The organism is Martinezella sp. CNPSo 3795 (genome assembly GCF_057784475.1).
In genome coordinates this window covers 175011-197455 of sequence record NZ_JBXSOQ010000005.1, presented here as the reverse complement: position 1 = coordinate 197455, position 22445 = coordinate 175011, and the positions used below count along the sequence as shown (strand labels likewise).

Genomic DNA, 22445 nt, shown 5'->3' with positions numbered 1-22445 from the left:
TCATGGAGCCGCCGTGAGAATTCCTGCCGCGTGTGGAAGGTCATGCGCGCCAGGCCAGAGGAGAATGATGCGGAAGCGCAAAAATTTAATTAATTGCGCTTCGCAATGCTTATGGAATTTTAGCTTTAAAGCTTTTCGGCGACTTCGCTGGCAACCGGTATGGAAGGCTGTGCGCCCGACTTCAGGCAGGCCAGCGAACCGGCAACGGCGGCACGGCGCAGGCTGGCGTGGAAATCCAGGCCCTGATCGAGGCTTGCGGCAAAATAGCCGCAAAAGGTGTCGCCGGCACCGACGGTGTCCACCGGCTCGATCACGAGACCCTTGGCGCGAGAAAGCTCGCCGTCGCGGATGGCGATGACGCCGTCGCCGCCGAGCGTGACGATTAGCGTCTGGCCGGTTTCGCCGTGCAGGCGAACGAGGGCAGCCTCGCGCTCGGATGCCGACATGTTGTCCTGGCCGGCCAGTCTCTCGAATTCGGTCTCGTTGGCGATGACGATATCGGCAAGGCGGCCGAGGCGGGCAGCCTCCGGGATCAGAGGAGCAAGATTGAGCACTGTGCGCACGCCCTTTGCCTTCGCGGCGTTGAGCGCGGTTTCGACGGCTGCGACCGGGATCTCAAACTGCAGCATCAACGTATCGCCGGGGTTCAGGGCCGCCACGGCGGCTGTTGCGTGTTCGGCCGTATTCGTGCCGTTGGCACCGGGAACGACTGCGATCATGTTCTCGCCGTCGCCGCCGACGAGAATGAGAGCGGTACCGGTCGGCTCGGACACCCACCGGACAGTGGAAAGATCCGTGCCTGCCGTCTGAAGCAGGTCCAGCGCGGGTTCCGCAAAGCCGTCATTGCCGACGGCACCGCTCATGCGCACTGTCGCGCCGGCCCGCCGGGCAGCCAGCGCCTGATTGGCGCCCTTGCCGCCGGCGACCGTGGAAAAGCCGTTGCCGGCAACCGTTTCGCCTGGCTTCGGCAAACGATCCGTGGTGGCGATGAGGTCCATGTTGATGGAGCCGAAAATAGTGATCATGCGATATCCTGCCCTGGGTGTTGCGTCTGCATGATCCTGCCCGAAGGCTGCCTTTGTCTTTTCGGATCATGCATCGATTGGGCGCGACACTGCCGAAGCGATCAGTCTTCGTCAACCACCCTGAGCTTGAGTTGGCTCGTGCGGTTGTCGACCGGCTTGGGCCGCTCTTCCGCGCGTGTCTTGGCGGGCTCTTTCGCCGTCTCGAATTCCAGCGCTTCTATGCGCTCTCCGCGCCTTGCCAGCTTGTCGGCCGAGGTGACGATCATGTCGACATCCTTCTGCGCCATGGCGAAATGACCCTGCAGCTTGCGCACGCGTTCATCCAGGCGCGAGAGGTCGTCCATCAGATGCGCGACTTCGCTCTGGATGACATGAGCCTGCTCGCGCATGCGCTGATCCTTCAGCACGGCTTGAATGACCTGGATCGACAGCATCAGCAGCGAGGGCGAGACGATGACGATGCGGGCGCGCTGGGCCTTCTGCACGATCGCCTCGAAATTCTCGTGGATCTCGGCGAAGATCGACTCGGACGGCACGAAGAGAAAGGCCGTATCCTGCGTCTCGCCGGGAATGAGGTATTTCTCGGCAATGTCGCGAATATGCAGCTCCAAATCCCTACGGAATTGCTGGGCCGCGATCCGGCCTTGATCGGGATTGGCGGCAGCACGAATGGCGTTCCAGGCCTCCAGCGGGAACTTGGCATCGATGACGAGCGGCGGCGAGCCATTGGGCATGCGAACAGTGCAGTCCGGCCGCGAGCCGTTCGATAGCGTCGCCTGGAATGCATAGGCGCCCATCGGCAGTCCATCGGCGATGATGGTTTCCATGCGTGCCTGGCCGAAGGCGCCACGCGTCTGCTTGTTGGAAAGGATGGCCTGCAGGCCGACGACATCCTTTGCCAGCGTCTGGATATTGGTCTGCGCGGCATCGATGACGGCAAGCCTTTCCTGCAGGCGACGCAGATTCTCATGGGTCGAGCGCGTCTGCTCGCCGATGGTCGCCGTCATCCGCTGCGACATCCCGTCGAGACGCTGGCCGATGGCCTGATTGAGCTCGGCCTGTCTGGAGCCGAAGACTTCCGCCATGGTGGCAAGCCGTCCCTGCATCTCCGCCTGCGACCGCAGCAGCGCCGCCATCGTATGCTCGGCATCGAGCTCATCGTCCTCCGCCTGCGCCCTGCCGCGGACGAAAAGGACGATGACTGCGATCGCAAGCAGGAAAACGAGGCCGGTCAGAAGCTGGACCGTGGAAATGGCTTGGCCGAAGATGATGAAAGACATGAAACCTGGCGCGCTGATGAAGTTCTTCGCGCAAGCATAGCAAAATCGTTGTGAATATCCAGATCAAACCGTGAACAAAATTTCGAGGCCATCCGTGGCCGTTTGGATCGCTGCCGTTGAAAAAACACTGCCTCACCGCCATCTTGGCGATTCCATCGCACAACAAGATGCGTTATGGGAAACGTCATGACGATCAAGCCACTTATCATTTTGCCCGACCCGCTGCTCCGCCAGGCTTCGAAGCCCATCGAGCAGATCGATACCGAAATTCAGCGCCTCGCCGACGACATGCTGGAAACCATGTATGACGCGCCGGGCATCGGCCTTGCGGCGATCCAGATCGGCGTTCCCCGCCGCATGCTCGTCATCGATGTCGCGCGCGAAGGCGAAGAGAAGAAGCCGCTGGTGTTCATCAATCCGGAGATCGTCGCGTCTTCGGATGAGCGCTCGGTCTATGAGGAAGGCTGCCTCTCGATTCCGGATTACTACGCCGAGGTGGAGCGCCCCGCACGCGTCACCGTCAAGCATCTGGACCGCGACGGCAAGGAGCAGCTCACCGAGGCCGATGGTCTGCTGGCGACCTGCGTGCAGCATGAGATCGACCACCTGAACGGCGTGCTTTTCATCGACTATATTTCCCGCCTGAAGCGCGACATGGTCATCAAGAAGTTCACCAAGGCCGCCAAGTCGAAGGCTCTATAGTCCCCGGCCATTGAAAGATCGGCCTGAGATGCCTATGATATCATTGATATCAAATGGAGGCGCGAATGGGCGATCTGTTGTTGCGCGGCATCGAGGACAGCTTGAAGAAGCAGTTGCAGGCCAATGCCAGCAGGCATGGCCGCAGCCTCTCGGATGAGGCGATCGAACTGCTGCGTCAGTCGCTCGGGCGCGAGCGGGATGGAAGCGAGTCGGCGGGGCAGCGATTGAGAGTTGTTCTCGGCGTAGAAAAGCTGAGCGAAGAAGAAATTGAGGCGATCAACACGTTTCGAAATGCGCCGGATCGCGAACCGCCCCATTTCGACTAGCCCCGTGGCGTGCGCATGATCGTTCTGGACACGAATGTCGTATCGGAGCTGCAAGGGCGGCTGCATAGTGAACGCATATTGTCCTGGCTTGATAGCGTCGCCATCGAGGCCGTTTTTCTGACAACCATCACCATCGGCGAGATCAGGTTCGGACTGGAGCTCCTGGCTGACGGGAAGCGCAAGGCGGCGTTGATTGCGGAGCTGGACGCGATAGAGGCAGAGTTTTCGGGCCGCGTTCTGGGATTTTCGAGCAATGCTGCCCATCAATACGGAGTAATCTCCGCTCAGCGCCACAAGATTGGGCGAAGGATGGAAACGAAGGACGCCATGATCGCCGCCATCTGCCTTGCGAACGGCGCGACATTGGCGACGCGCAACACAAAAGACTTCGAGGGGCTTGATCTCAAGCTCATAAACCCGTTTGAAGGCGGCTAGCGTCGGACCCCGATGGCGCGTGCCATCACCGCGGGGTCATTCGAAACCTGATATCTTAGCCGGATGGATCGCATGTCGCTCAATATCATCTTTATGGGAACGCCCGAATTCTCCGTGCCGACATTGCGGTCCCTGATCGATGCCGGACATAAGATTCGTGCCGTTTATACGCAACCGCCGCGCCCCGGCGGCCGGCGAGGGCTGGATCTGCAGAAATCGCCGGTGCATCAAGCGGCTGAGCTGTTGGGGCTGCCAGTGTTCACGCCGGTCAATTTCAAAGATCCCGACGAACGCCAGCGTTTTCGCGATCTGCATGCCGATGTCGCCGTCGTCGTCGCCTATGGCCTGCTGCTGCCGGAGGCAATTCTGTCGGGCACGCGTCTCGGCTGCTACAACGGCCATGCCTCCCTACTGCCGCGCTGGCGCGGGGCAGCCCCTATCCAACGGGCGATCATGGCTGGCGACGCCAAGACCGGCATGATGGTGATGAAGATGGACAAGGGGCTGGATACCGGCCCGGTCGCGCTGACACGCGAAGTCGAGATCGGTGACGCCATGACCGCGGGTGAACTGCATGACAAGCTGATGCTCGTCGGCGCAAAAGCCATGGCCGAGGCCATGAACAAGCTGGAGCACGATGAGCTGCCATTGACCGCGCAGCCATCCGAGGGTGTTCTTTATGCCGCAAAGATCGACAAGGGTGAAACGCGCATCGATTTCGGCAAGTCGGCAGCCGATGTTCACAATCATATTCGCGGCCTGTCGCCTTTTCCCGGCGCCTGGTTCGAGGCCGAAATCGCCGGTCGTCCCGAGCGCATCAAGGTGCTGGGTTCGGAATTGGCCGATGGTAATGGAGCGCCTGGCCAGGTGCTGACAGAGGATCTCGTCATTGCCTGCGCCTCCGGCGCCATCAGGCTCACGAAGTTGCAGAAGGCCGGCGGCAAGCCTTTGGCGGCGGCGGATTTCCTGCGCGGCACGCCGATCTCGCTGGGCACCGTGCTCGCCTCGGAGCAAGCCTGATGCCGCGTTACAAAATGACCGTCGAATATGACGGCGTTCCCTATGTCGGCTGGCAGCGCCAGGAAAACGGTCCCTCCGTGCAGGGTGCGATCGAAGGCGCCATCCTGTCCTTGACCGGCGAAACCGTTTCGATCCGCGGGGCGGGACGTACCGATTCCGGCGTGCATGCCATGGGTCAGGTCATGCATGCCGACCTCTCCAAGGAATGGAAGATTTACACCCTGCGCAATGCGCTCAATGCCCATCTGAGGATGGCCGGTGACCGCATCGCCATTCTCGATATCGTCGAGGTCGACCAAAGCTTCGATGCACGCTTCTCGGCCATCCGCCGCCACTATCTTTACCGTATCGTCGCCCGCCGCGCACCTTTGGCTTTGGAAGCCGGGCGTGCATGGTGGGTGCCGAAGGATATGGATCATGAGGTCATGCACGCCGCGGCGCAGACCCTTGTGGGACGGCATGATTTCACCACCTTTCGCTCCGCGCATTGCCAGGCAAACAGCCCGGTGCGTACGCTCGACCGGCTGGACGTGATGCGCAGCGGCGAACTGATCGAGATCCGTGCCACGGCGCAGAGCTTCCTGCACAATCAGATCCGCTCCTTCGCCGGCACGTTGAAGCTCGCGGGCGAGGGCAAATGGACACCCGAGGATGTGCGCGCGGCACTGGAAGCCAAGGATCGCAAGGCCTGTGGCCCTGTCGCCCCACCAGATGGGCTCTATTTCATGCAGGTGGATTATCGTGACGGTGCCGGTTCGGCCGGCAGTGAAGGGGAGGATATCGATGACGGTGACGATCTATCATAATCCCGCCTGCGGCACCTCTCGCAATACGCTGGCGATGATCCGCCAGTCCGGCGAAGAACCCGTCGTTATCGAATATCTGAAAACGCCGCCCAGCCGCGAACGGCTGGTGGAGCTCATTGCCGCCATGGGCCTGACGGTTCGTGATCTTCTCCGCCAAAAGGGAACGCCCTATGACGAACTCGGTCTCGGCAATCCCGATCTCACCGACGATCAGCTGCTTGACCGGATGATGGAACACCCGATCCTCATCAACCGCCCGATCGTGGTGACGGAGAAAGGCGCGCGCCTCTGCCGCCCCTCCGAACTCGTGCTCGATATCCTGCCGAACCCGGGCATCGGCCCTTTTATCAAGGAAGATGGTGAGGTCGTCAACCGTTAGAACGCGATTGCCTCAGCCCGGCGGATAGACGCCGAGGAAGCGCTGCAGGAAGTCCGTCAGCAGCATGGTCGGAATGAGCAGCACCAGCGTCAGCGTGCCGATGAAGAGCGGATGCGTACCGCAGATCATTCTGAGCATGCGCGCCAGCGAAAAGATGATCGCCATCATCAGTGCCAGCCACAGCAGCGCCGCCAACCCGCTGGATCCGGGAACGAAGGCGATCAAGGCGATGAGCAGCGCATTGAGATAGGATGTCGGCACGCCAAGCCAGTTCACGACGACAACGATCGGCGTGAACTTGTCGCCGAAGCGAAAAATCAGCAGCAACACGCCAGCAAGCACGAGCGGGATCAACCAGTTCGCAAATTCGACCAAGGCCAGGCGCAGAAAGAAAGCAAGGCCCGTCGATGTCTCCGGCGGCATGGCGGTCAGATAGGCCCTTTGCCACCACAGCCATGAAATGCCGATCGACGGCAAGCACCAGAGAATTGCCCAGAAGGAGCGCATCATGCCGCGGTCCGATATGTCCAGATACTGGAAGCCGCGTGCATCCATCCGGATCAGCAGCCACAGGCCGGACAGGTAGTATTGGACTTCCTTAAAGCTCGGCATTCTCGAACCAGCGCTGGATGAAGGTCTGGTAGATCCCGGTCAGCGTTTCGAGATCCGAGAGCGCCACACGCTCGTCGATCATATGCATGGTCTGGCCGACAAGCCCGAATTCCACGACGGGGCAGTAGTCCTTGATGAAGCGGGCATCGGACGTGCCGCCGGTGGTCGACAGCGCCGGCCTTTGACCGGTGATGTTTTCGATGGCAGAGGAGAGCGAGGCGATCAGCGCATTGTTTCGCGTCAGGAAGACTTGGCTCGGGCGCTCCGACCAGACGATGTCGTATTTCGCCGGCGGACGCCCGGGCCGCAACGTCTGGTCGGCGGCGGCCGCATCCAGGCGCGCCAGGATTTCCGCCTTCAGCGTATCGGCGGTCCAGGTGTCGTTGAAACGGATGTTGAAGGTAGCAGTCGCCTTGGCGGGAATGACATTGGTGGCGGTATTGCCGACGTCGATCGTCGTCACTTCGAGGTTCGACGGCTGGAAATTGTCCGTGCCGGCATCGAAGGGGGGATCGAGCAGCGATTCCGTCAGCTTGATAAGGCTTCGCACGGGATTGTCGGCAAGGTGCGGATAGGCGGCATGGCCCTGAACGCCGTGGACGGTGATGGTGCCGGAAATCGAGCCGCGGCGACCGATCTTGATCATGTCGCCGAGCCGGTCAGGATTGGTCGGTTCGCCGACGAGGGAGGCATCCCATGTCTCGCCGCGCTCGGCCGCCCATTGCAGCAGCTTCACGGTGCCGTTGATCGCGGGTCCTTCTTCGTCACCGGTAATCAGGAAGGAGATTGAGCCGGCGGGTCTGCCATGCTTCTCGATGTGACGCGCAACCGCTGCCACGAAGCAGGCGATGCCGCCCTTCATGTCGACGGCGCCACGGCCGAAAAGCTCGCCATCGGCGATCTCGGCGGCAAAGGGCGGGTGGCTCCACGAAGCGGCATCGCCGACCGGCACCACATCCGTATGCCCGGCAAACATCAGATGCGGTCCGTCCGTGCCGAGCCGCGCATAGAGATTTTCTATATCGGGCGTTCCCGCCTCGCTCGCCGTCATGCGATCGATCTTGAAGCCGAGTGGCTGCAGCATATCGGCAAGCGCGGTCAGCGCGCCGCCTTCGGCCGGGGTGACGGAGGCGCAGCGGATCAGAGTCTGCAGGTTCGTAATGGGATTGGTAACAGTCATCGGAGGCAACTTATCCGGCGGGAAATGGCAAAGCGATGGCAAAGGATCGGTGACGACTCGAAAATCTTTGCCGCGATTCCAGCAATCGCACAGGCATGCTCACCCGGCAAGCATGAGGGAAGCGCGATATGGCAACCGCGCTTCCCAAATTTTGCGAGATTAGTCGCGCAGCAGCTCGTTGATGCCGGTCTTCGAGCGGGTCTTTTCATCAACGCGCTTGACGATGACGGCGCAATAGAGGCTCGGGGCCGGCTGGCCGTTTGCCATGGCGTTGCCGCTCGGCAGAGAGCCGGCGACGACGACCGAATATGGCGGAACTTCGCCATAGGTGATCTCGCCGGTGGCGCGATCGACGATCTTGGTGGACTTGCCGATGAACACGCCCATGCCAAGCACGGAGCCTTCACGGATGATGCAGCCTTCGACGACTTCGGAGCGGGCGCCGATGAAGCAATTGTCTTCGATGATGGTCGGGCCGGCCTGCATCGGCTCCAGCACACCGCCGATGCCGACGCCGCCGGAAAGATGCACATGTTTGCCGATCTGAGCGCAGGAGCCGACCGTCGCCCAGGTGTCGACCATGGTGCCTTCGCCGACATAAGCGCCGAGATTGACGAAGGACGGCATCAGGATGGCGTTGGGGGCGATATAGGCGGAATGACGTACGACTGCGTTCGGCACGGCGCGGAAACCCGCTTCGCGGAAGCGGTTCTCACCCCAGCCTTCGAACTTCGAGGGAACCTTGTCCCACCAGGTGGCGCCGCCGGAGCCACCTTCGACGATCTTCATGTCGTTGAGGCGGAAGGAGAGCAGAACCGCTTTCTTGAGCCACTGGTTGACGGTCCAGTTGCCATCGGCACCACGTTCGGCCACGCGAACCTTGCCGCTATCGAGGAGATTGAGCGCCGTTTCGACGGCATCGCGGACTTCGCCGCGCGTCGACGTGTTCACATTGTCGCGATTGTCGAAGGCAGCCTCGATGGACTTTTCGAGGGAGGCGAGATCGGTAGCGCTCATGGGAATTCCTTACAACGTCAGGGCCTATCGTGTTTTCCGGATAAAGCTCCGGATGCGGTCGATTGGTCCTATAGCATGCATGCCGAAAATGGAATGTCTTTTCCGCGCCGATTGAGCTTGGATTCAAGGCGTTGTAGGGGCATATGCAAGAGCTTGGCTATTTCCGTTCGCGGACGGAAACTGCCCGTCATGATCGATTTGAAAGGCATGAGTAGATGAGCAAGGGGAAGAACGGCAGGCTGAGGCGCAAGGACGGGGTTTGGGACCCGTTGAAGACGAGCTCGGCGGACAAGCAGCGGGCCGAGTCGGTGCCGCGCACGCCGCAGTCGATGTCGCCATCCTACCGGCTTGCCTATGCCGATGAGGATTTCCTCTGCCGTGAGGAATTGCGGCCCATCCGCCTGCAGCTGGAATTGCTGAAGACCGAAATGTCGCTGACCGAGCGCGGCATCAAGTCGACTGTCGTGATGTTCGGCGGCGCACGTATTCCCGCCCCCGGCACCAATGCCTGGGCTGCTCGCAATGACGTGCAGCGCGCCAATCTCGAAGCCGCATCGGTCTATTACGAGGAGGCGCGCAAGTTCGCCCGACTCTGCTCGCGCTATTCCGCCGGCTTCGACTTCCATGAGTACGTCGTCGTCACCGGCGGCGGCCCTGGCGTGATGGAAGCGGGCAATCGCGGCGCGGCAGAAGAAGGCGCGCCCTCGATCGGCCTCAACATTGTGTTGCCGCACGAGCAGGCGCCGAACGCCTATGTGACGCCGGAACTCAGCTTCAACTTCCATTATTTCGCGATCCGCAAGATGCACTTCATGGTGCGAGCTAAGGCGATCGCGGTGTTCCCGGGCGGCTTCGGCACGCTCGACGAACTGTTCGAATGCCTGACGCTCATCCAGACCGGCCGTATGGAGCGCCTGCCGCTCATTCTCTTTGGTGAAAAGTTCTGGCGCAGCATCATCAATTTCGATGCGCTGGCGGAGTTCGGCACCATCGCGCCGGACGATGTGAACCTTATCAGCTTCGTCGATACCGCCGACGAGGCCTGGAAGATCGTCGCCGATTTCTACGAGCACGACAACGGGCACTGATAACGAAAAGCCCGCCGTCGCTTGGGCGAGGGCGGGCCTTTGTTCATGGGTTTGTTGCCGGAGCGATCGGCTTAGAGCAGCGGGCGGCCCGGCATGTCGTCAAGGTTGACGACGCCATCATGATTGCGATCCAGCCGGTCGAAGAGCTTGTTCATGGCGTCTTCGGCCTCCTTCTTGCTGATCTGGCCGCTTTGATCGGTATCGGCAAAGCGGAAGACCATAGCTTCGTGCATGAAGCGGCCATGCGGTCTGTGATGGCGATGGGCTTCGCCACCCTTGTCGTTGTCATTGTCGTTTTGAGCCTGATCGCTCTTGGACTGGTCGGCCGGAGCCTGATTGCTTTGAGTCTGATCGCCGCCCTGAGCCTGGCCATCTTGAGCCTTGTCGCCCTCAGCTTTGGCATGTTCGGCTCGCCACTGCTTCATCTGCTCCTGGCGGTAGGCGCGATATTCGCCGGGGGTGATCTCACCGTCGTGGTTCACGTCGATCTGGTCGAAGATCTTGTCGACGCCAGCCTTGACCTCATCCTTGGTGAGCTTCGTGTCACCGGGATTGCCGAATTCCTTCAGCATGCGCACGTAAAGGACTTCTGGCGAAATATGCGGTCTGTGCCAGCGGCCGTGATGATGATGCCTGCCCCCACCATCGCCGTCACGCGAAGCAGCGAGCGCCACCTGTGCGGCACCGCCGAGAAGCAGGGTTGCGGAAAGTCCGGCCAAAAGAAGTTTTTTCCCGTTCATCGTTTTTCCTTTCGTGTCGAGGAATGGTCAAACGATACGGCTGGCGGTCGAAAACGACGAATTAAACCTCTGTAAGGCGCATGAAACTTTGGTAACCACGTCCTAATGAACAGTTAAACCAGCGCTTTCAGGAAGGTAGTGAGGTCGTCGGTCACGTAGTCGATGTGGTCGTCTTCGCCGGTGGTCCGTTCCCACCATTCGACGATGGTCGTCTCGAGATTTTGCGGTACGAGAAGTACCGTCTTCATGCCGAGCGCTTTGGGTACCGTGAGATTGCGCGGCAGGTCCTCGAACATGGCGGCCTTCTTCGTATCGACGCGATGAAGGCTCATGAATTTGTCGTAAGTGCTGCCGGCAGGCTTCGGCACATAGTCAGCCGCGACGATATCGAAAATATCGTCGAAGCCATCGAGGATGCCGAGTGCACCGGCCGTCGCCTGGGCGTGTTTGACGCTGCCATTGGTGAAGATGAACTTGCGTCCCGGCAGTGCCTTGATGGCGGCGGCGAGCTCCGGCTGCGGCGTCAGCGCCGAATAGTCGATCGCGTGCGCTTTCTCCAGGAAGTCGTTGGGGTCGATGCCGTGATGGATCATCAAACCCTGCAGCGTCGTGCCGTGATCGAGATAATATTGCTTTTGCAGCTTGCGGGCCTCTTCGCGCTCCATGTGCAGAAGGGCGGAGACGTAAGCCGTCATGTTCTTATCGATCTGCGCGAAGAGATCGACATGATGCGGATAGAGCGTGTTGTCGAGATCGAATACCCAATCACGGATGTGGGAGAAATCGGCTGGCTCGGATAGTGTTTTTGTCTGGCTCATGCCTGTCTTATGGCACGCCCGCTCCGGACGGGGGAAGGGAAATATTCATGCTGCCGCATCTCAACCATTTTGGGGAGATTGCCGTGCGATCTAATGCCGGCTATGATTTTACCATTGATTTCCGGGGTTTTACTCTATTTGCCATGTGAGGGAGAGCTTACGCTCTTTTGGGTCGCGGAGGAGAAATCACCCGGCCGGACTTTTCGGAGGGGATGCGATGAGTCAGGTGGAAAAGGCGCAAGAATTCGCGCGGCTGCACAAGAAGGGTGAGCCGCTGATCCTTTTCAATATTTGGGATGCGGGCTCTGCCAAGGCTGTCACTGAAGCCGGCGCCAAGGCGCTTGCAACGGGGAGTTGGTCGGTCGCCGCTGCCAATGGTTTCGGAGACGGCCAAGCAATCCCGCTATCGCTGCTGGCGGTGACCGCCAGGCTGATTTCGGTGACGAGCCCATTGCCCCTATCGGTCGATTTCGAGGGCGGTTATGCCGTCGAGCCTGAGGAAGTCGCTGCCAATGTCGAAAAGATCATGGATCACGGCGCCATCGGCATCAATTTCGAAGATCAGGTGATCGGCGGCCAGGGCGTTCATCCTATCGAAACGCAGGCAGCACGCATCCGCGCCATCCGCGAGATGGCCGATCGCCGGGAAATGCCCTTGTTCATCAACGCTCGTACCGATCTTTTCCTGCAGGAAAGCGATACGGCGCATCATCAGCTGCTGCTGGACGATGCCTTTCAGCGCGCCGATGCTTTTGCCGAGGCCGGTGCCAGCGGTTTCTTCGCGCCGGGCCTGGTCGAACCGGATTTGATCGGCGCCCTCTGCGAACGCTCGCCTTTGCCTGTTAACATTATGGTGCGGCCGACCACGCCGGACAATGAGACCATGGCAAGGCTGGGTGTCAGCCGCATCAGCTATGGGCCGGCTCCCTATCGTTCGGTCATGGGAATGCTGAAAAGCGAGGCCGAAGCGATCTATCGGCCGTCCTGACGAGCCCTCGGCGCTTCGCAATCTTGTTTGCGGAGCGCCTGAATTTTCTCAATGAGTGTGCCCTATCAGGGAACGATCAACGTGCCCGCACCGCGCTCGGTGAAGATCTCGAGCAGCACGGAATGGGCTGTCTTGCCGTTGAGGATAACGACGCCCTGAACACCGGCCTTGATGGCGTCGATGCAGGTCTCGACCTTCGGAATCATGCCGCCGGAAATCGTGCCGTCGGCAATCAGCGCATGGGCCTGGGCGACGGACAATTCCTTGATGAGCTGGCCCTGCTTGTCGAGGACGCCGGGAACATCCGTGAGGAAAAGCAGGCGCGTGGCACTGAGCGCACCTGCGATCGCGCCGGCAAAGGTATCGGCGTTGATGTTATAGGTCGCGCCGTCGCGGCCGGGGGCGACCGGGGCAATGACCGGAATCATCTCGGACTTGGCAAGCAGATCGAGCAGCGTGCGATCGACTTCGACCACTTCGCCGACGAAACCGAGATCGAGTACGCGTTCGATGTTGGAATCGGGGTCCTTGATGGTCTTGCGCGCCTTTTCGGCGAAGACCATGTTGCCGTCCTTGCCGCAAAGGCCGATCGCCCATTCGCCGGTTTGGTTGATCAGCGCGACGATTTCCTTATTGATCGAGCCGGCGAGCACCATTTCGACGATCTCGACCGTCTTCTGGTCGGTGACCCGCAAGCCGCCTTCGAACTTCGATTCGATGCCCATCTTCGTCAGCATGGCGCCGATCTGAGGGCCGCCGCCATGGACGACGATCGGATTGACGCCGGACTGCTTCAGGAGCGCGATATCGGCCGCAAAGGCCTTGCCAAGTTCGACATTGCCCATGGCATGACCACCATATTTCACGACGATGGTCTTGTTTTCGTAACGCTGCATATAGGGCAGCGCCTGTGCGAGCAGGTTGGCTTGGAGTTCGCTTTGGGCTTCGGACATGGTGCACCCTTCGAAATTGATCGCGGCCTTTTATCTCAAGTTTTTGACAGAGGGAATAATGATCTCGGGATTAAAGCATGTCGCGCAAAGGTGTTCAGCGGTTTTGCGACAACGATATGCGAAAAACCAAAGACCTAAAGCGCGAAAAGTGCATCTGAAAGATCGCGCTGCACTTTCGTTGACGCTATGTCACATTAGCGTCGCCGAAATTGATGGTGCGGATGCGTTTGCCGAGGCGGAGTTTTCTTCTAAAGATGGTGCAGGCGTTGTACCCCGGGGATTTGGATGGCGAGCGAGGAGACGGAAGCGCTGATTGGCCGCATTGCCATGCGCGACCAGAAAGCCTTTGCCGCACTCTACAAGCGTACCAGCCCGAAACTTCTCGGTGTTTGCCTGCGCATCGTTGGCAACAAGGCGGATGCTGAAGAGGTTTTGCAGGAGGTCTATATCAAGGTCTGGCAGCGGGCCGAGCAATTTGCTGTTGCGGAAGGGCCGGCAATGGCCTGGCTGATGACGATCGCGCGCAATCGCGCCATCGATTTCGTCCGTGCCCGCAAGCCCGTAGCTGACGAAATAGACAGCGCTTACGATCTCGCCGACCTGGAACCCGGCCCCGAAGAGCAAGCAATCGTGAAGGGAGAGGGAAGGCGGATTGACAGGTGCATGGAAGAGTTGGAAGCTGATCGTGCGCGGGCTGTTCGCAGCGCCTATGTCGAGGGCTTGAGCTACCAGGAGCTCGCCGACCAACACGCTGTGCCATTGAATACTATGCGCACCTGGCTGCGCCGAAGCCTAATCAGACTGAGAGAGTGCATGGACCGATGAGTACGCCCGATCAAAGCAAGGGAGGCCGCTCCCGCGATGAAGTCCTGGCCGGAGAATATGTGCTTGGCGTGCTTTCCCTGGAAGACCGGCAGAAGGTCGAGCGCCGCATGCGCAGCGACCGGCAGTTCGCCGCAATCGTCAGCCGCTGGGAGCAGAATCTCTCGGAATTCAACGAGGAATATGAGGCGGTGACGCCTGCGGCCGCCGTATTTCCGAAGATCGAAAAGCGGATTTTCGGCGAAGCGGCGTTCGGCGCCCATCTCTGGAATTCGCTGATGCTGTGGCGCTCGGTCGCCTTCGGCTCGCTGTTCTTGGCGGCCGGCGTACTCGTCTTCGCCATCACGAATGAAGGCGGCTTGCGCACGAGCCCGGGCAAGCAGCTCACCGCATCCCTTTCCGGCCAGAACAGTCCCTTCAATCTCCTCGCCAATTACGACGTCGCCAATGGGCGCCTGAAAATTACGCCGGTCGCCGCCGGCAAACCCGAGGAGAAATCGCTGGAGCTCTGGCTGATTCGCGGCAGCGATCCCGCCGAGGCGCTGGGCATACTGCCACCGACCGGCGATGGGGAAATCGTCTTGTCGCCGGAACTTCACGCCAAATTGACTGAAGGCGCCATCATCGCCGTCAGTGTCGAGCCCTTTGGCGGCTCGCCGACCGGCAAACCAACGGGCGATGTGGTTGCTTCCGGCACGATCCATTTGCCCTGAGGAATTTCGCCTCCCGAAAAACGATCGCGGCTGAAACTCCCTGACAGCATGCTCCGTATCTTCTTTCGACCCGGCCTGATCGGGGCAACAGAGAGGAAGAGGTACGTTATGATCAAGACTGTGTTTCGCATTGCCGCCGCTGCCGCAATCCTGTCGGCCGCAAGCAGCCTAGCCTATGCCAAGGACCCGATGGTGGGCGGTGCTGCGATGTATGCCAGCAAGAACATCATCCAGAATGCCGTCAATTCCAAGGATCACACGACCCTGGTCGCAGCCGTCAAGGCGGCCGGCCTCGTCGATACCCTCGAAGGCAAAGGCCCATTCACCGTCTTTGCTCCGACCAATGAAGCCTTCAAGCAGCTGCCAGCAGGCACGGTCGAAACCCTGCTGAAGCCCGAGAACAAGGAGAAGCTGGTCAAGGTGCTGACCTGCCACGTCGTCGCCGGTGATGACATGGCCGCCGCCATCAAGAAATGGGCAATGAGCAAGGGCGGCGAATACGATCTGAAGACGGTCGGCGGCTGCACGATCAAGGCCGTGGACAAGGGCGGCAAGCTGACGTTGACCGACGAAGCCGGCAGCATTGTCCATATCAGCATCGCCGACGTCAAGCAGTCGAACGGTGTGATTCATGTCGTCGACAAGGTGTTGTTGCCGAAGATGTAATCCTTAGCGGCAACACGGCCGCCGTCGCCTTATGCGGGGTCGGGGGCGGCGGCCTCATTCGACCGGTCGGTCTTCAGACCTGGATGCCGACCGTCAGGCCAATGGCCTCGCGCAATTCCTGAAGGCCAGCGCCTTTTTCCGATGAGGTGGCGAGGATGCCGGGATAAGCGGCGGGGCGCTTGCGGATTTTTTCAGCGGTATCGGCTAGCAGCTTCGGTATGCCTGCTTCCTTGATCTTGTCGGTCTTGGTCAGCACGATCTGATAGGAAACGGCAGCTTTGTCGAGAAGGTCCAGGACCTCCGCATCGTTCTTCTTGATACCGTGGCGGCTGTCGATCAGCACATAGACGCGCTTCAGCGTCGTGCGCCCGCGCAGATAGTCGAAGACGAGCTTCGTCCAGGCATCGACCTGATCCTTCGGCGCTTCGGCATAACCGTAGCCCGGCATATCGACCAGAGCCATCGGCGGCAGATCGCCGCCCTCGCCGGAAAAGCCGTCGGGAACGAAATAGTTGAGCTCCTGCGTGCGCCCCGGCGTATTCGAGGTACGCGCCAGGCCCTTATGCCCGACCAGGGCATTGATCAGCGACGACTTGCCGACATTGGAGCGGCCGGCAAAAGCAATTTCCGGCGGCCCTTCCGGCGGCAGAAATTTCATCGACGGCACGCCACGGATGAAAATCCACGGACGCCCGAAAAGCGGCTTGTCGTCTTTTGTCGTCTGATCTGCCATTTACTCAGTCTTTTGCTTGAATGAGTGGATTGGCTTCGAGGTTTTATCCGCGAAAGTCAAGTTTGGATCGGCATTTGGCTTCGTGCCGCCGAGCTTCGATGCCGCCTCAAAGAGTCGGTAATGGCTAACCGCAACACGTGACGGCATTTGCTGGGCCACAGCAAGCGGCCGCTTGAGCGACCAGCCACCGGTCACGTGGCTTGCAGCTAGCTGCGCGGGGAATGAGGTTGACATGCACCGCACCGTTACCGATAGCGGGAGTCGATGCGCAGTAGAGCTGCATGGGCTGCATCCCGTCGCTTACCTCAAAGGTCAGCCTTGCGGAACCGTCGAGCTGGACGTGCTCGGAAACTTTGCGGATGATAGCGGCGAATTTGCCCGCTGGCATATGCGTGCGGTTGCCTTCGTCGATATCCCAAAGCTGCACGAAAATCTCCGCCCATGTTTCCGGATTGGCCCCGCAGTCCAGTGCCGAAAACTGCCCGGCTTTGACTTCTGTGACATGATAGCCTGGCCTCACCGGCCGTCCGTTATAACGGAATACAAGGGGCAGATCGCGGGAAGCGGCCAAGGTCTCAAGCAGAACGCCGATGCTGATATCCGAAGCTGGGGTCTTGTCGATCGCACTCATTTGAGGTACTCCATATTTCAACGTTTCAAGGATTATTGAAATATGGATGAAGGTCAAGCCCTCGCTTCGTTCGGCGCTCTCTCTCAGGAGACCCGCCTGCAGATCGTCCGCATGCTCGTCGTTGCCGGTCCTGACGGCATGGCTGCGGGCGCGATTGCGGAGAAGCTCGGCGTATCGCCCTCGAATGTCTCGTTCCATCTGAAGGAACTGGATCGGGCCGGCCTCATTGGCCAGCAACGGGAATCCCGCTCTATCGTCTACACCGCCAACTACCATGTGCTCGGAGGTCTCGTCCGCTTCCTGATGGAAGACTGCTGCGCGGGGCACCCGGAGGTCTGCGCGCCGGCGACGCAAGTCGCTGCCTGCTGCGTACCAGCTGCGAGAAACGTTCCATGAATATGCTGATCTCGGGCCTGAAACCATGACATTTTTTCCGCTTTCGCGCCGTCTTGTCTCGGAGGCCTTGGGCACGGGTCTTCTGGTCACGACGGTGGTCGGTTCGGGCATCATGGCGGACAGGCTGACAACCGATACGGCGCTTGCTCTGCTCGCCAATACGCTGCCTACGGGTGCGATCCTCGTCGTGCTGATCACCGTCCTGGGGCCGATATCCGGCGCTCACTTCAACCCGGCCGTATCGCTGGTCTTTGCGATACGCCGCGAGCTGACCGCGATGTCGGCTTCGGGCTATGTCGTCGCCCAGATCCTTGGCGGGATTTTGGGAACGATCCTTGCGCATGCCATGTTCGAACTGCCGTTGCTGCAGGCCTCGACCACCATTCGCAGCGGCGGCGCGCAATGGCTGGCCGAGGTGACGGCCACCTTCGGCCTTGTCTTCTTCATCCTCGCCGGCCTGCGGTTTCGCGCCGACGCCGTGGCATGGCTGGTCGGCCTCTACATCACGGCTGCCTACTGGTTCACCGCTTCCACCTCTTTCGCCAATCCGGCTGTCGCAATCGCCCGCTCGCTGACGAACACCTTCGCCGGCATCCGTCCTGTCGATCTGCCGGGTTTCATCGTCGCGGAAATCCTCGGCGCATTGCTGGCGGTGTTGCTCGCGAGCTGGCTACTGATGGAAGCCCGCAATCCTCAAACTCTCGCTGAAACGGAACTTGCCCCATGACCATGGATGTCACGATCTACCACAATCCAGACTGCGGCACCTCGCGCAACACGCTGGCGATGATCCGTAATGCCGGCATCGAGCCCACCGTCATCGAATATCTGAGCAATCCCCCAAGTCGCGATGATCTCATCAAGATGATAGCCGATGCGGGTTTGACTGTCCGGCAGGCGATCCGCCAAAATGGCACGCCCTATGCCGAACTCGGCCTCGACAATCCGGACCTGACCGATGCCCAGTTGCTCGATGCCATGTTGAAGGATCCGATCCTGATCAACCGCCCGTTCGTCGTCACGCCCATGGGCACGCGTCTGGCCCGGCCTTCGGAAGTCGTCCTGGATATCCTGCCCGATACGCATAAAGGCCCGTTCGCCAAGGAAGATGGCGAGCAGGTTCTCGATGCTGACGGCAAGCGCCTTGTCTGAACGGGTGCCTCTTCTTGCAGTGCTTGCGCTCGGCATCACGCAGATCATCGGGTACGGCACTCTCTACTACAGCTTCAGCATCCTCGCGCCCGATATGGTCGCGCAGTTCGCGTGGTCGAGTGAATGGGTTTTCGGTGCGCTGTCGGTCGCGCTTCTGATCGGCGGCCTCACCGCACCGTGGCTCGGCGTGCTGTTCGACAGGCTCGGCGCCGCCCGGGTGATGACGATCGGCTCCCTCATGGCGGCTGTCGCCCTGGCCGCCTGTGCCTTTGCACCCAACAAGGCAGCCTATGTCGCTGCGCTTGTTGCGATCGAAGCTTCCGCCAACCTGGTCCAGTATGGCGCGGCCTTTGCGCTGCTCGTGCAAATCCGACCGCAGGTCGCCTCCCGCAGTATTACCTATCTGACGCTGATCGGCGGATTCGCCTCGACAATCTTCTGGCCGATGACCACGGCACTTCATGCGCATCTCACATGGCAGAACGTCTATTTGGCTTTCGCCGTGCTCAACCTCTGTATCTGCCTGCCAATCCACGCCTGGTTGTCGCATCAGGGAGTCTCGCGCGGGGTGAAGGCATCGACCGTAGCTCGGCGCGTAGAGGGTGTGTTGCCACCTGCTCGCCGTCGCCTTGGCTTTGCAATCATGGTTACGGGTTTTTCGCTGATGTCGCTGGTCAGTTCGGCCGTTCTGGTGCATCTGGTGCCGCTGCTGTCCGGCCTTGGTCTTAGTGCGACCGCGGTTCTCGTAGGGACGCTCTTCGGCCCATCGCAGGTCGGCAGCCGCCTCACCAATATGGTGTTCGGCAAGAACCTGCCAGCACTCCATCTGGCCGTGATCGCTTCGACGCTGATTCCGGGCGGGCTGCTGGTGCTTCTGCTTTCGGCTCCCTCCGTGCCCGGCGCCATGGCCTTCGCGATAATCTTCGGCATGGGCAACGGCCTCCTCAGCATCGTCACCGGCACGCTGCCTCTGCATCTTTTCGGCAGTGACGGCTACGGGAAGCTTCAGGGGAAGATGATGGCGGCGCGGCTGATCCTTTCAGCTCTTGCCCCGTTCGCTCTGGCCTTCGCGATGGAGAATATCGGCATTACGCCGTCACTCGCCGTCACGGCCGCTCTCGGCGGGCTTTCCATCGTTGCGCTATCTTCCATCGCAGCATTGCGATGACCATTATGGGCGGCGTATCGGTGCTGGAGGTCGCGTCGATCGCACCTCCGCCGGATAAAGAAAAAGCCCCACCGGAGCAGGGCTTTTGTCGTCATTTCGATGGTGCCGGTTTTCGTTTGAAGAGGCCCTTCAGATTGTCGAAGAGCTCCACCTTCACGCCGTGGCGCTTCATGATGATCGACTGCTGGATGACCGAGAGCGTGTTGTTCCAGGCCCAGTAGATCACGAGTCCGGCCGGGAAGCTTGCCAGCATGAACATGAATACCAGCGGCATCCAGTTGAAGATCATCGCCTGCGTCGGATCGGGCGGCGTCGGGTTCATGCGCATCTGCAGGAACATGGTGACGCCCATGATCAGCGGCCAGACGCCGAGATGCAGGAAGGTCGGAGCCGCGAACGGCAGCAGGCCGAACAGGTTGACGATCGAGGTCGGATCCGGCGCGGAAAGATCCTGGATCCAGCCGAAGAACGGCGCATGGCGCATTTCGATGGTGATGTAGATCACCTTGTAGAGCGAGAAGAAGATCGGGATCTGCAAGAGCACCGGCCAGCAACCCGCGATCGGATTGATCTTCTCTTCCTTGTAGAGCTGCATGGTCGCCTGCTGCAGGGCCATGCGGTCGTCGCCGAACTTGGCCTTCAGCTCCTCCATCTTCGGCTGCACGCGCTTCATGTTCGCCATGGAGGCATATTGCCGGCTGGCGAGCGGGAAGAAGAGCGCCTTGACGACGATGGTGGTGCAGAGGATGGCGACGCCGAAATTGCCGAAGTAGCGGAAGAAGAAATCCATCAGCTTGAACATCGGCTTGGTGATGAAATAGAACCAGCCCCAGTCGATCAGGCGGTCGAAGCGCGGGATCGAATAGCTGGTCTCATAGCGGTCGATGACCGGAACTTCCTTGGCGCCGGCGAAGACGAGGTTCTTCAGGTCGATCGACTGACCGGGGGCAACCGTGATCGCATCCTGCTTGTAGTCTGCCTGGTAACGCGGCGTGCCATCCGCGAAATGCGAGAAGCGGGCGTCATAAGCGGTCGACTGCGGCGGCACGATGGTTGCAGCCCAATACTTGTCTGTCATGCCGAGCCAGCCGCCGGTCGCCTTGGCGGGCGTCGTGGCTTCCTTTTCGGTAGACGCGTACTTGGTCTCGATCAGGCCGTCATCGCCGATAACGCCGATGAAGCCTTCATGCAGGACGTAGGCGGAAGGCGTCTCGGGCTTGTTGTAGCGGGTGACGCGGCCATAGCTCGACAGTGCAATCGGCGCCTGGCTGGCGTTGGCGATCTTGTCGGTGATCGTGAACATATAGCGATCGTCGACGGAGATCGTGCGGCTGAAGGTGATGCCCTTGTCATTGGTGTAGGACAGTGTCACCGGCGTCTTGTCGGTCAGCTTGTCGCCGCTCGTGAGCTTCCACAGGGTCGAAGGGCCTGGGACTGCGCCGGTCGCATCGCTGCCAACATAGCCGAGTTCGGTGAAATAGCCGTCCTTGGTGTCGGCCGGGCTGAACAGGGTGATGATCGGGCTGCTCTTGTCGACCGTCTCGTGATAGGCCTTCAGACGGAGATCGTCGAGGCGAGCGCCTTCCAGGTTGATGGAGCCGGCAAGGGCCGGCGTATCGATGACAACGCGCGCGGATGCGGTCTTTTCGACGGACTGGTCACGGGTGAGGACCGCCGAGGTCGTCTGGCCATTCGCCGGCAGCGAACCGTTGACCGCAGTGCCCGCGGGAGCTGGCTGCGTCGTCTGGGCCTGCTGCGCCTGCTGGTGCTGCTTGGCGGCTTGCTCGGCCTGACGCTGCGCTTCAAGGCGCGGGTTCATGTAGAAAAACTGCCAGCCGAGAACAATCAGCACAGACAGTGCAATTGCAATGAAGTAATTGCGGTTGTTTTCCATCATACTTTCCTGGAGCGGTCCTTTTCCGACCGCCGGTGTTTCGGCCTGGTTTCGATGCGGCTTACGAGTTCGCTCGCCAGTTTTTCGAAAGGCGCGGTCAGCACCTCGCGTCGCGCGACAACCACATAGTCGTGTCCGGGCTGCATTGCAAATCCGGCGTGAAGCCGCACGGCTTCTTTCAGCCTGCGCCGCATGCGGTTGCGCTCCACCGCGTTGCCATGTTTTTTGGTGACGGTAAAACCGACGCGGGGTTCGGCGTCGGCGGTCTTGCGATCCAGCATTTCGATGAGAAAGAAGCTGCCTCTGCGCTTCTCGCCTTCGCGGACTGCAAGAAACTGCGGCCGGCTTTTCAGCCGCCCGACAGTCTTTTTGGGTCGTTCATTCGTCAATTTGCCCGCCATCCTGGATTATCGGGCACTTCGGCCCTTAGGCCGAAAGACGCTTGCGGCCGCGGTTACGGCGAGCGGAAAGAACCGCGCGGCCGCCCTTGGTGGCCATACGCGCACGGAAGCCGTGACGACGCTTGCGGACAAGCTTGGATGGTTGGTAGGTACGCTTCATTTATTTAAACACCGCGGAGTGCGGCCCTTCTTGAGCTTTGCTTTGAATAGCAAGGAGCGTTGTTGATTATGGCGAACGGACTTGGCCCGCAAAAGCAGGCTCCATGACCGGACGTGCGCGGGCTTATACGGATCAAGGCCCCGGAAGTCAATTATAGGAGCGCAGATTCCTTGAAATCAGGCAAATTCGCGCCAATCGGCCGCGGCAACGTGCTTTGGCGGCAATGCTCGCCGGAATGTGCGCAACCTTAAATATAGATTGAGGATATTCTAAAATATATGGAAAGTATAGTTAGGAATGCCGTACGTTTAGATTAAAAATACTTCAATATAACGTTAAT

General features: G+C 60.1%; 28 protein-coding genes. 15 read left to right on the top strand and 13 right to left on the bottom strand.

Annotated features, from left to right (window positions below):
- Window positions 1-125: 125 nt before the first annotated feature.
- Window positions 126-1025: a ribokinase gene (locus AC13QY_RS16620; RefSeq protein ID WP_488493667.1), complete on the bottom strand. Its 900-nt coding sequence runs from the start codon at window positions 1023-1025 to the stop codon at window positions 126-128.
- A 101-nt stretch (window positions 1026-1126) separates the two neighbouring features.
- Window positions 1127-2305, bottom strand: a complete 1179-nt coding sequence (locus AC13QY_RS16615) for a DNA recombination protein RmuC (protein WP_113351304.1) — start codon at window positions 2303-2305, stop codon at window positions 1127-1129.
- Between the two features lie 186 nt (window positions 2306-2491).
- Here AC13QY_RS16615 and def point away from each other — a divergent pair, with 186 nt between their 5' ends.
- The 6 genes from def to arsC (AC13QY_RS16585) all read left to right on the top strand — a co-directional run bounded on the left by def (window position 2492) and on the right by arsC (AC13QY_RS16585) (window position 5973).
- Window positions 2492-3007 (top strand): peptide deformylase, encoded by a 516-nt coding sequence (gene def, locus AC13QY_RS16610; protein WP_095433821.1) that lies wholly within the window; start codon window positions 2492-2494, stop codon window positions 3005-3007.
- 65 nt (window positions 3008-3072) lie between these two features.
- Window positions 3073-3333, top strand: a complete 261-nt coding sequence (locus AC13QY_RS16605; RefSeq protein WP_113351303.1) for a FitA-like ribbon-helix-helix domain-containing protein — start codon at window positions 3073-3075, stop codon at window positions 3331-3333.
- Between the two features lie 15 nt (window positions 3334-3348).
- Window positions 3349-3768 (top strand): type II toxin-antitoxin system VapC family toxin, encoded by a 420-nt coding sequence (locus AC13QY_RS16600; RefSeq protein WP_113330006.1) that lies wholly within the window; start codon window positions 3349-3351, stop codon window positions 3766-3768.
- Between the two features lie 72 nt (window positions 3769-3840).
- Window positions 3841-4788 carry a methionyl-tRNA formyltransferase gene (gene fmt / locus AC13QY_RS16595; RefSeq protein ID WP_113351517.1) on the top strand — a complete coding sequence of 316 codons (948 nt, stop codon included), beginning with the start codon at window positions 3841-3843 and terminating at the stop codon, window positions 4786-4788.
- Entirely contained in the window at window positions 4788-5594 is an 807-nt protein-coding gene (truA, locus tag AC13QY_RS16590) for a tRNA pseudouridine(38-40) synthase TruA (RefSeq protein ID WP_113351302.1), read from the top strand. The genes fmt and truA overlap by 1 nt, the downstream gene beginning before the upstream one ends.
- Entirely contained in the window at window positions 5572-5973 is a 402-nt protein-coding gene (gene arsC, locus AC13QY_RS16585) for an arsenate reductase (glutaredoxin) (RefSeq protein WP_113330008.1), read from the top strand. Before truA ends, arsC (AC13QY_RS16585) begins: the two co-directional genes overlap by 23 nt.
- Before the next feature lie 12 nt (window positions 5974-5985).
- On the opposite strand, the gene AC13QY_RS16580 is transcribed toward arsC (AC13QY_RS16585), so the two are convergent.
- The 3 genes from AC13QY_RS16580 to dapD form a co-directional block, all read right to left on the bottom strand.
- Window positions 5986-6585 carry a hypothetical protein gene (locus tag AC13QY_RS16580; protein ID WP_113330009.1) on the bottom strand — a complete coding sequence of 200 codons (600 nt, stop codon included), beginning with the start codon at window positions 6583-6585 and terminating at the stop codon, window positions 5986-5988.
- Window positions 6572-7765 (bottom strand): succinyl-diaminopimelate desuccinylase, encoded by a 1194-nt coding sequence (gene dapE / locus AC13QY_RS16575; protein ID WP_113351301.1) that lies wholly within the window; start codon window positions 7763-7765, stop codon window positions 6572-6574. The genes AC13QY_RS16580 and dapE overlap by 14 nt, the downstream gene beginning before the upstream one ends.
- Window positions 7766-7924: 159 nt before the next feature.
- Window positions 7925-8782 (bottom strand): 2,3,4,5-tetrahydropyridine-2,6-dicarboxylate N-succinyltransferase, encoded by an 858-nt coding sequence (dapD, locus tag AC13QY_RS16570; RefSeq protein WP_113351300.1) that lies wholly within the window; start codon window positions 8780-8782, stop codon window positions 7925-7927.
- 215 nt (window positions 8783-8997) lie between these two features.
- Here dapD and AC13QY_RS16565 point away from each other — a divergent pair, with 215 nt between their 5' ends.
- Complete coding sequence (locus AC13QY_RS16565; protein WP_113351299.1) at window positions 8998-9870, top strand: LOG family protein; 873 nt, start codon at window positions 8998-9000, stop codon at window positions 9868-9870.
- Between the two features lie 71 nt (window positions 9871-9941).
- Here AC13QY_RS16565 and AC13QY_RS16560 read toward each other — a convergent pair whose 3' ends face one another.
- Window positions 9942-10610, bottom strand: coding sequence for a calcium-binding protein (locus tag AC13QY_RS16560; protein ID WP_113351298.1), 669 nt, complete (start codon window positions 10608-10610; stop codon window positions 9942-9944).
- Window positions 10611-10723: 113 nt separating this feature from the next.
- Window positions 10724-11428 carry a pyrimidine 5'-nucleotidase gene (locus AC13QY_RS16555; protein ID WP_113351297.1) on the bottom strand — a complete coding sequence of 235 codons (705 nt, stop codon included), beginning with the start codon at window positions 11426-11428 and terminating at the stop codon, window positions 10724-10726.
- A gap of 217 nt (window positions 11429-11645) precedes the next feature.
- On the opposite strand from AC13QY_RS16555, the gene AC13QY_RS16550 reads away from it, so the two are divergent.
- A complete protein-coding gene (locus AC13QY_RS16550) occupies window positions 11646-12416 on the top strand; it encodes an isocitrate lyase/PEP mutase family protein (RefSeq protein WP_095433830.1) in 771 nt (256 codons plus the stop codon).
- A 65-nt stretch (window positions 12417-12481) separates the two neighbouring features.
- On the opposite strand, the gene argB is transcribed toward AC13QY_RS16550, so the two are convergent.
- The gene (argB, locus tag AC13QY_RS16545; protein ID WP_015338657.1) at window positions 12482-13369 is read right to left on the bottom strand and encodes an acetylglutamate kinase; all 888 of its coding nucleotides are present in this window, start codon (window positions 13367-13369) and stop codon (window positions 12482-12484) included.
- A 285-nt stretch (window positions 13370-13654) separates the two neighbouring features.
- On the opposite strand from argB, the gene AC13QY_RS16540 reads away from it, so the two are divergent.
- The 3 genes from AC13QY_RS16540 to AC13QY_RS16530 all read left to right on the top strand — a co-directional run bounded on the left by AC13QY_RS16540 (window position 13655) and on the right by AC13QY_RS16530 (window position 15570).
- On the top strand, window positions 13655-14194 hold the full coding sequence (locus AC13QY_RS16540; protein WP_113330016.1) for a sigma-70 family RNA polymerase sigma factor: 540 nt from the start codon (window positions 13655-13657) through the stop codon (window positions 14192-14194).
- Complete coding sequence (locus AC13QY_RS16535; RefSeq protein WP_092715039.1) at window positions 14191-14904, top strand: anti-sigma factor; 714 nt, start codon at window positions 14191-14193, stop codon at window positions 14902-14904. Before AC13QY_RS16540 ends, AC13QY_RS16535 begins: the two co-directional genes overlap by 4 nt.
- Before the next feature lie 108 nt (window positions 14905-15012).
- A complete protein-coding gene (locus tag AC13QY_RS16530; protein ID WP_113351296.1) occupies window positions 15013-15570 on the top strand; it encodes a fasciclin domain-containing protein in 558 nt (185 codons plus the stop codon).
- Between the two features lie 73 nt (window positions 15571-15643).
- Here the strand turns inward: AC13QY_RS16530 and yihA are convergent, their stop codons facing one another.
- Both yihA and AC13QY_RS16520 read right to left on the bottom strand, forming a co-directional pair.
- Entirely contained in the window at window positions 15644-16303 is a 660-nt protein-coding gene (yihA, locus tag AC13QY_RS16525) for a ribosome biogenesis GTP-binding protein YihA/YsxC (RefSeq protein ID WP_113231905.1), read from the bottom strand.
- A 124-nt stretch (window positions 16304-16427) separates the two neighbouring features.
- Window positions 16428-16934, bottom strand: coding sequence for a DUF6428 family protein (locus AC13QY_RS16520; RefSeq protein ID WP_113351295.1), 507 nt, complete (start codon window positions 16932-16934; stop codon window positions 16428-16430).
- Window positions 16935-16976: 42 nt separating this feature from the next.
- Here AC13QY_RS16520 and AC13QY_RS16515 point away from each other — a divergent pair, with 42 nt between their 5' ends.
- Genes AC13QY_RS16515 through arsK form a run of 4 tightly spaced genes read left to right on the top strand, consistent with a single transcriptional unit; the run spans window position 16977 to window position 19650 of the window.
- The gene (locus tag AC13QY_RS16515; protein WP_113330020.1) at window positions 16977-17330 is read left to right on the top strand and encodes an ArsR/SmtB family transcription factor; all 354 of its coding nucleotides are present in this window, start codon (window positions 16977-16979) and stop codon (window positions 17328-17330) included.
- A 25-nt stretch (window positions 17331-17355) separates the two neighbouring features.
- Window positions 17356-18057: an MIP/aquaporin family protein gene (locus tag AC13QY_RS16510; protein WP_113351294.1), complete on the top strand. Its 702-nt coding sequence runs from the start codon at window positions 17356-17358 to the stop codon at window positions 18055-18057.
- Window positions 18054-18482 carry an arsenate reductase (glutaredoxin) gene (gene arsC, locus AC13QY_RS16505; RefSeq protein WP_113330021.1) on the top strand — a complete coding sequence of 143 codons (429 nt, stop codon included), beginning with the start codon at window positions 18054-18056 and terminating at the stop codon, window positions 18480-18482. Before AC13QY_RS16510 ends, arsC (AC13QY_RS16505) begins: the two co-directional genes overlap by 4 nt.
- Complete coding sequence (gene arsK / locus AC13QY_RS16500) at window positions 18457-19650, top strand: arsenite efflux MFS transporter ArsK (protein ID WP_113351293.1); 1194 nt, start codon at window positions 18457-18459, stop codon at window positions 19648-19650. Before arsC (AC13QY_RS16505) ends, arsK begins: the two co-directional genes overlap by 26 nt.
- 91 nt (window positions 19651-19741) lie before the next feature.
- On the opposite strand, the gene yidC is transcribed toward arsK, so the two are convergent.
- From yidC to rpmH, 3 genes are read right to left on the bottom strand one after another with little or no spacing between them, the layout of a single operon-like run.
- On the bottom strand, window positions 19742-21544 hold the full coding sequence (gene yidC / locus AC13QY_RS16495) for a membrane protein insertase YidC (protein WP_113330022.1): 1803 nt from the start codon (window positions 21542-21544) through the stop codon (window positions 19742-19744).
- Window positions 21544-21945, bottom strand: a complete 402-nt coding sequence (gene rnpA / locus AC13QY_RS16490) for a ribonuclease P protein component (RefSeq protein ID WP_015338668.1) — start codon at window positions 21943-21945, stop codon at window positions 21544-21546. The genes yidC and rnpA overlap by 1 nt, the downstream gene beginning before the upstream one ends.
- Before the next feature lie 25 nt (window positions 21946-21970).
- On the bottom strand, window positions 21971-22105 hold the full coding sequence (gene rpmH / locus AC13QY_RS16485) for a 50S ribosomal protein L34 (RefSeq protein ID WP_041677194.1): 135 nt from the start codon (window positions 22103-22105) through the stop codon (window positions 21971-21973).
- Window positions 22106-22445: the final 340 nt, after the last annotated feature.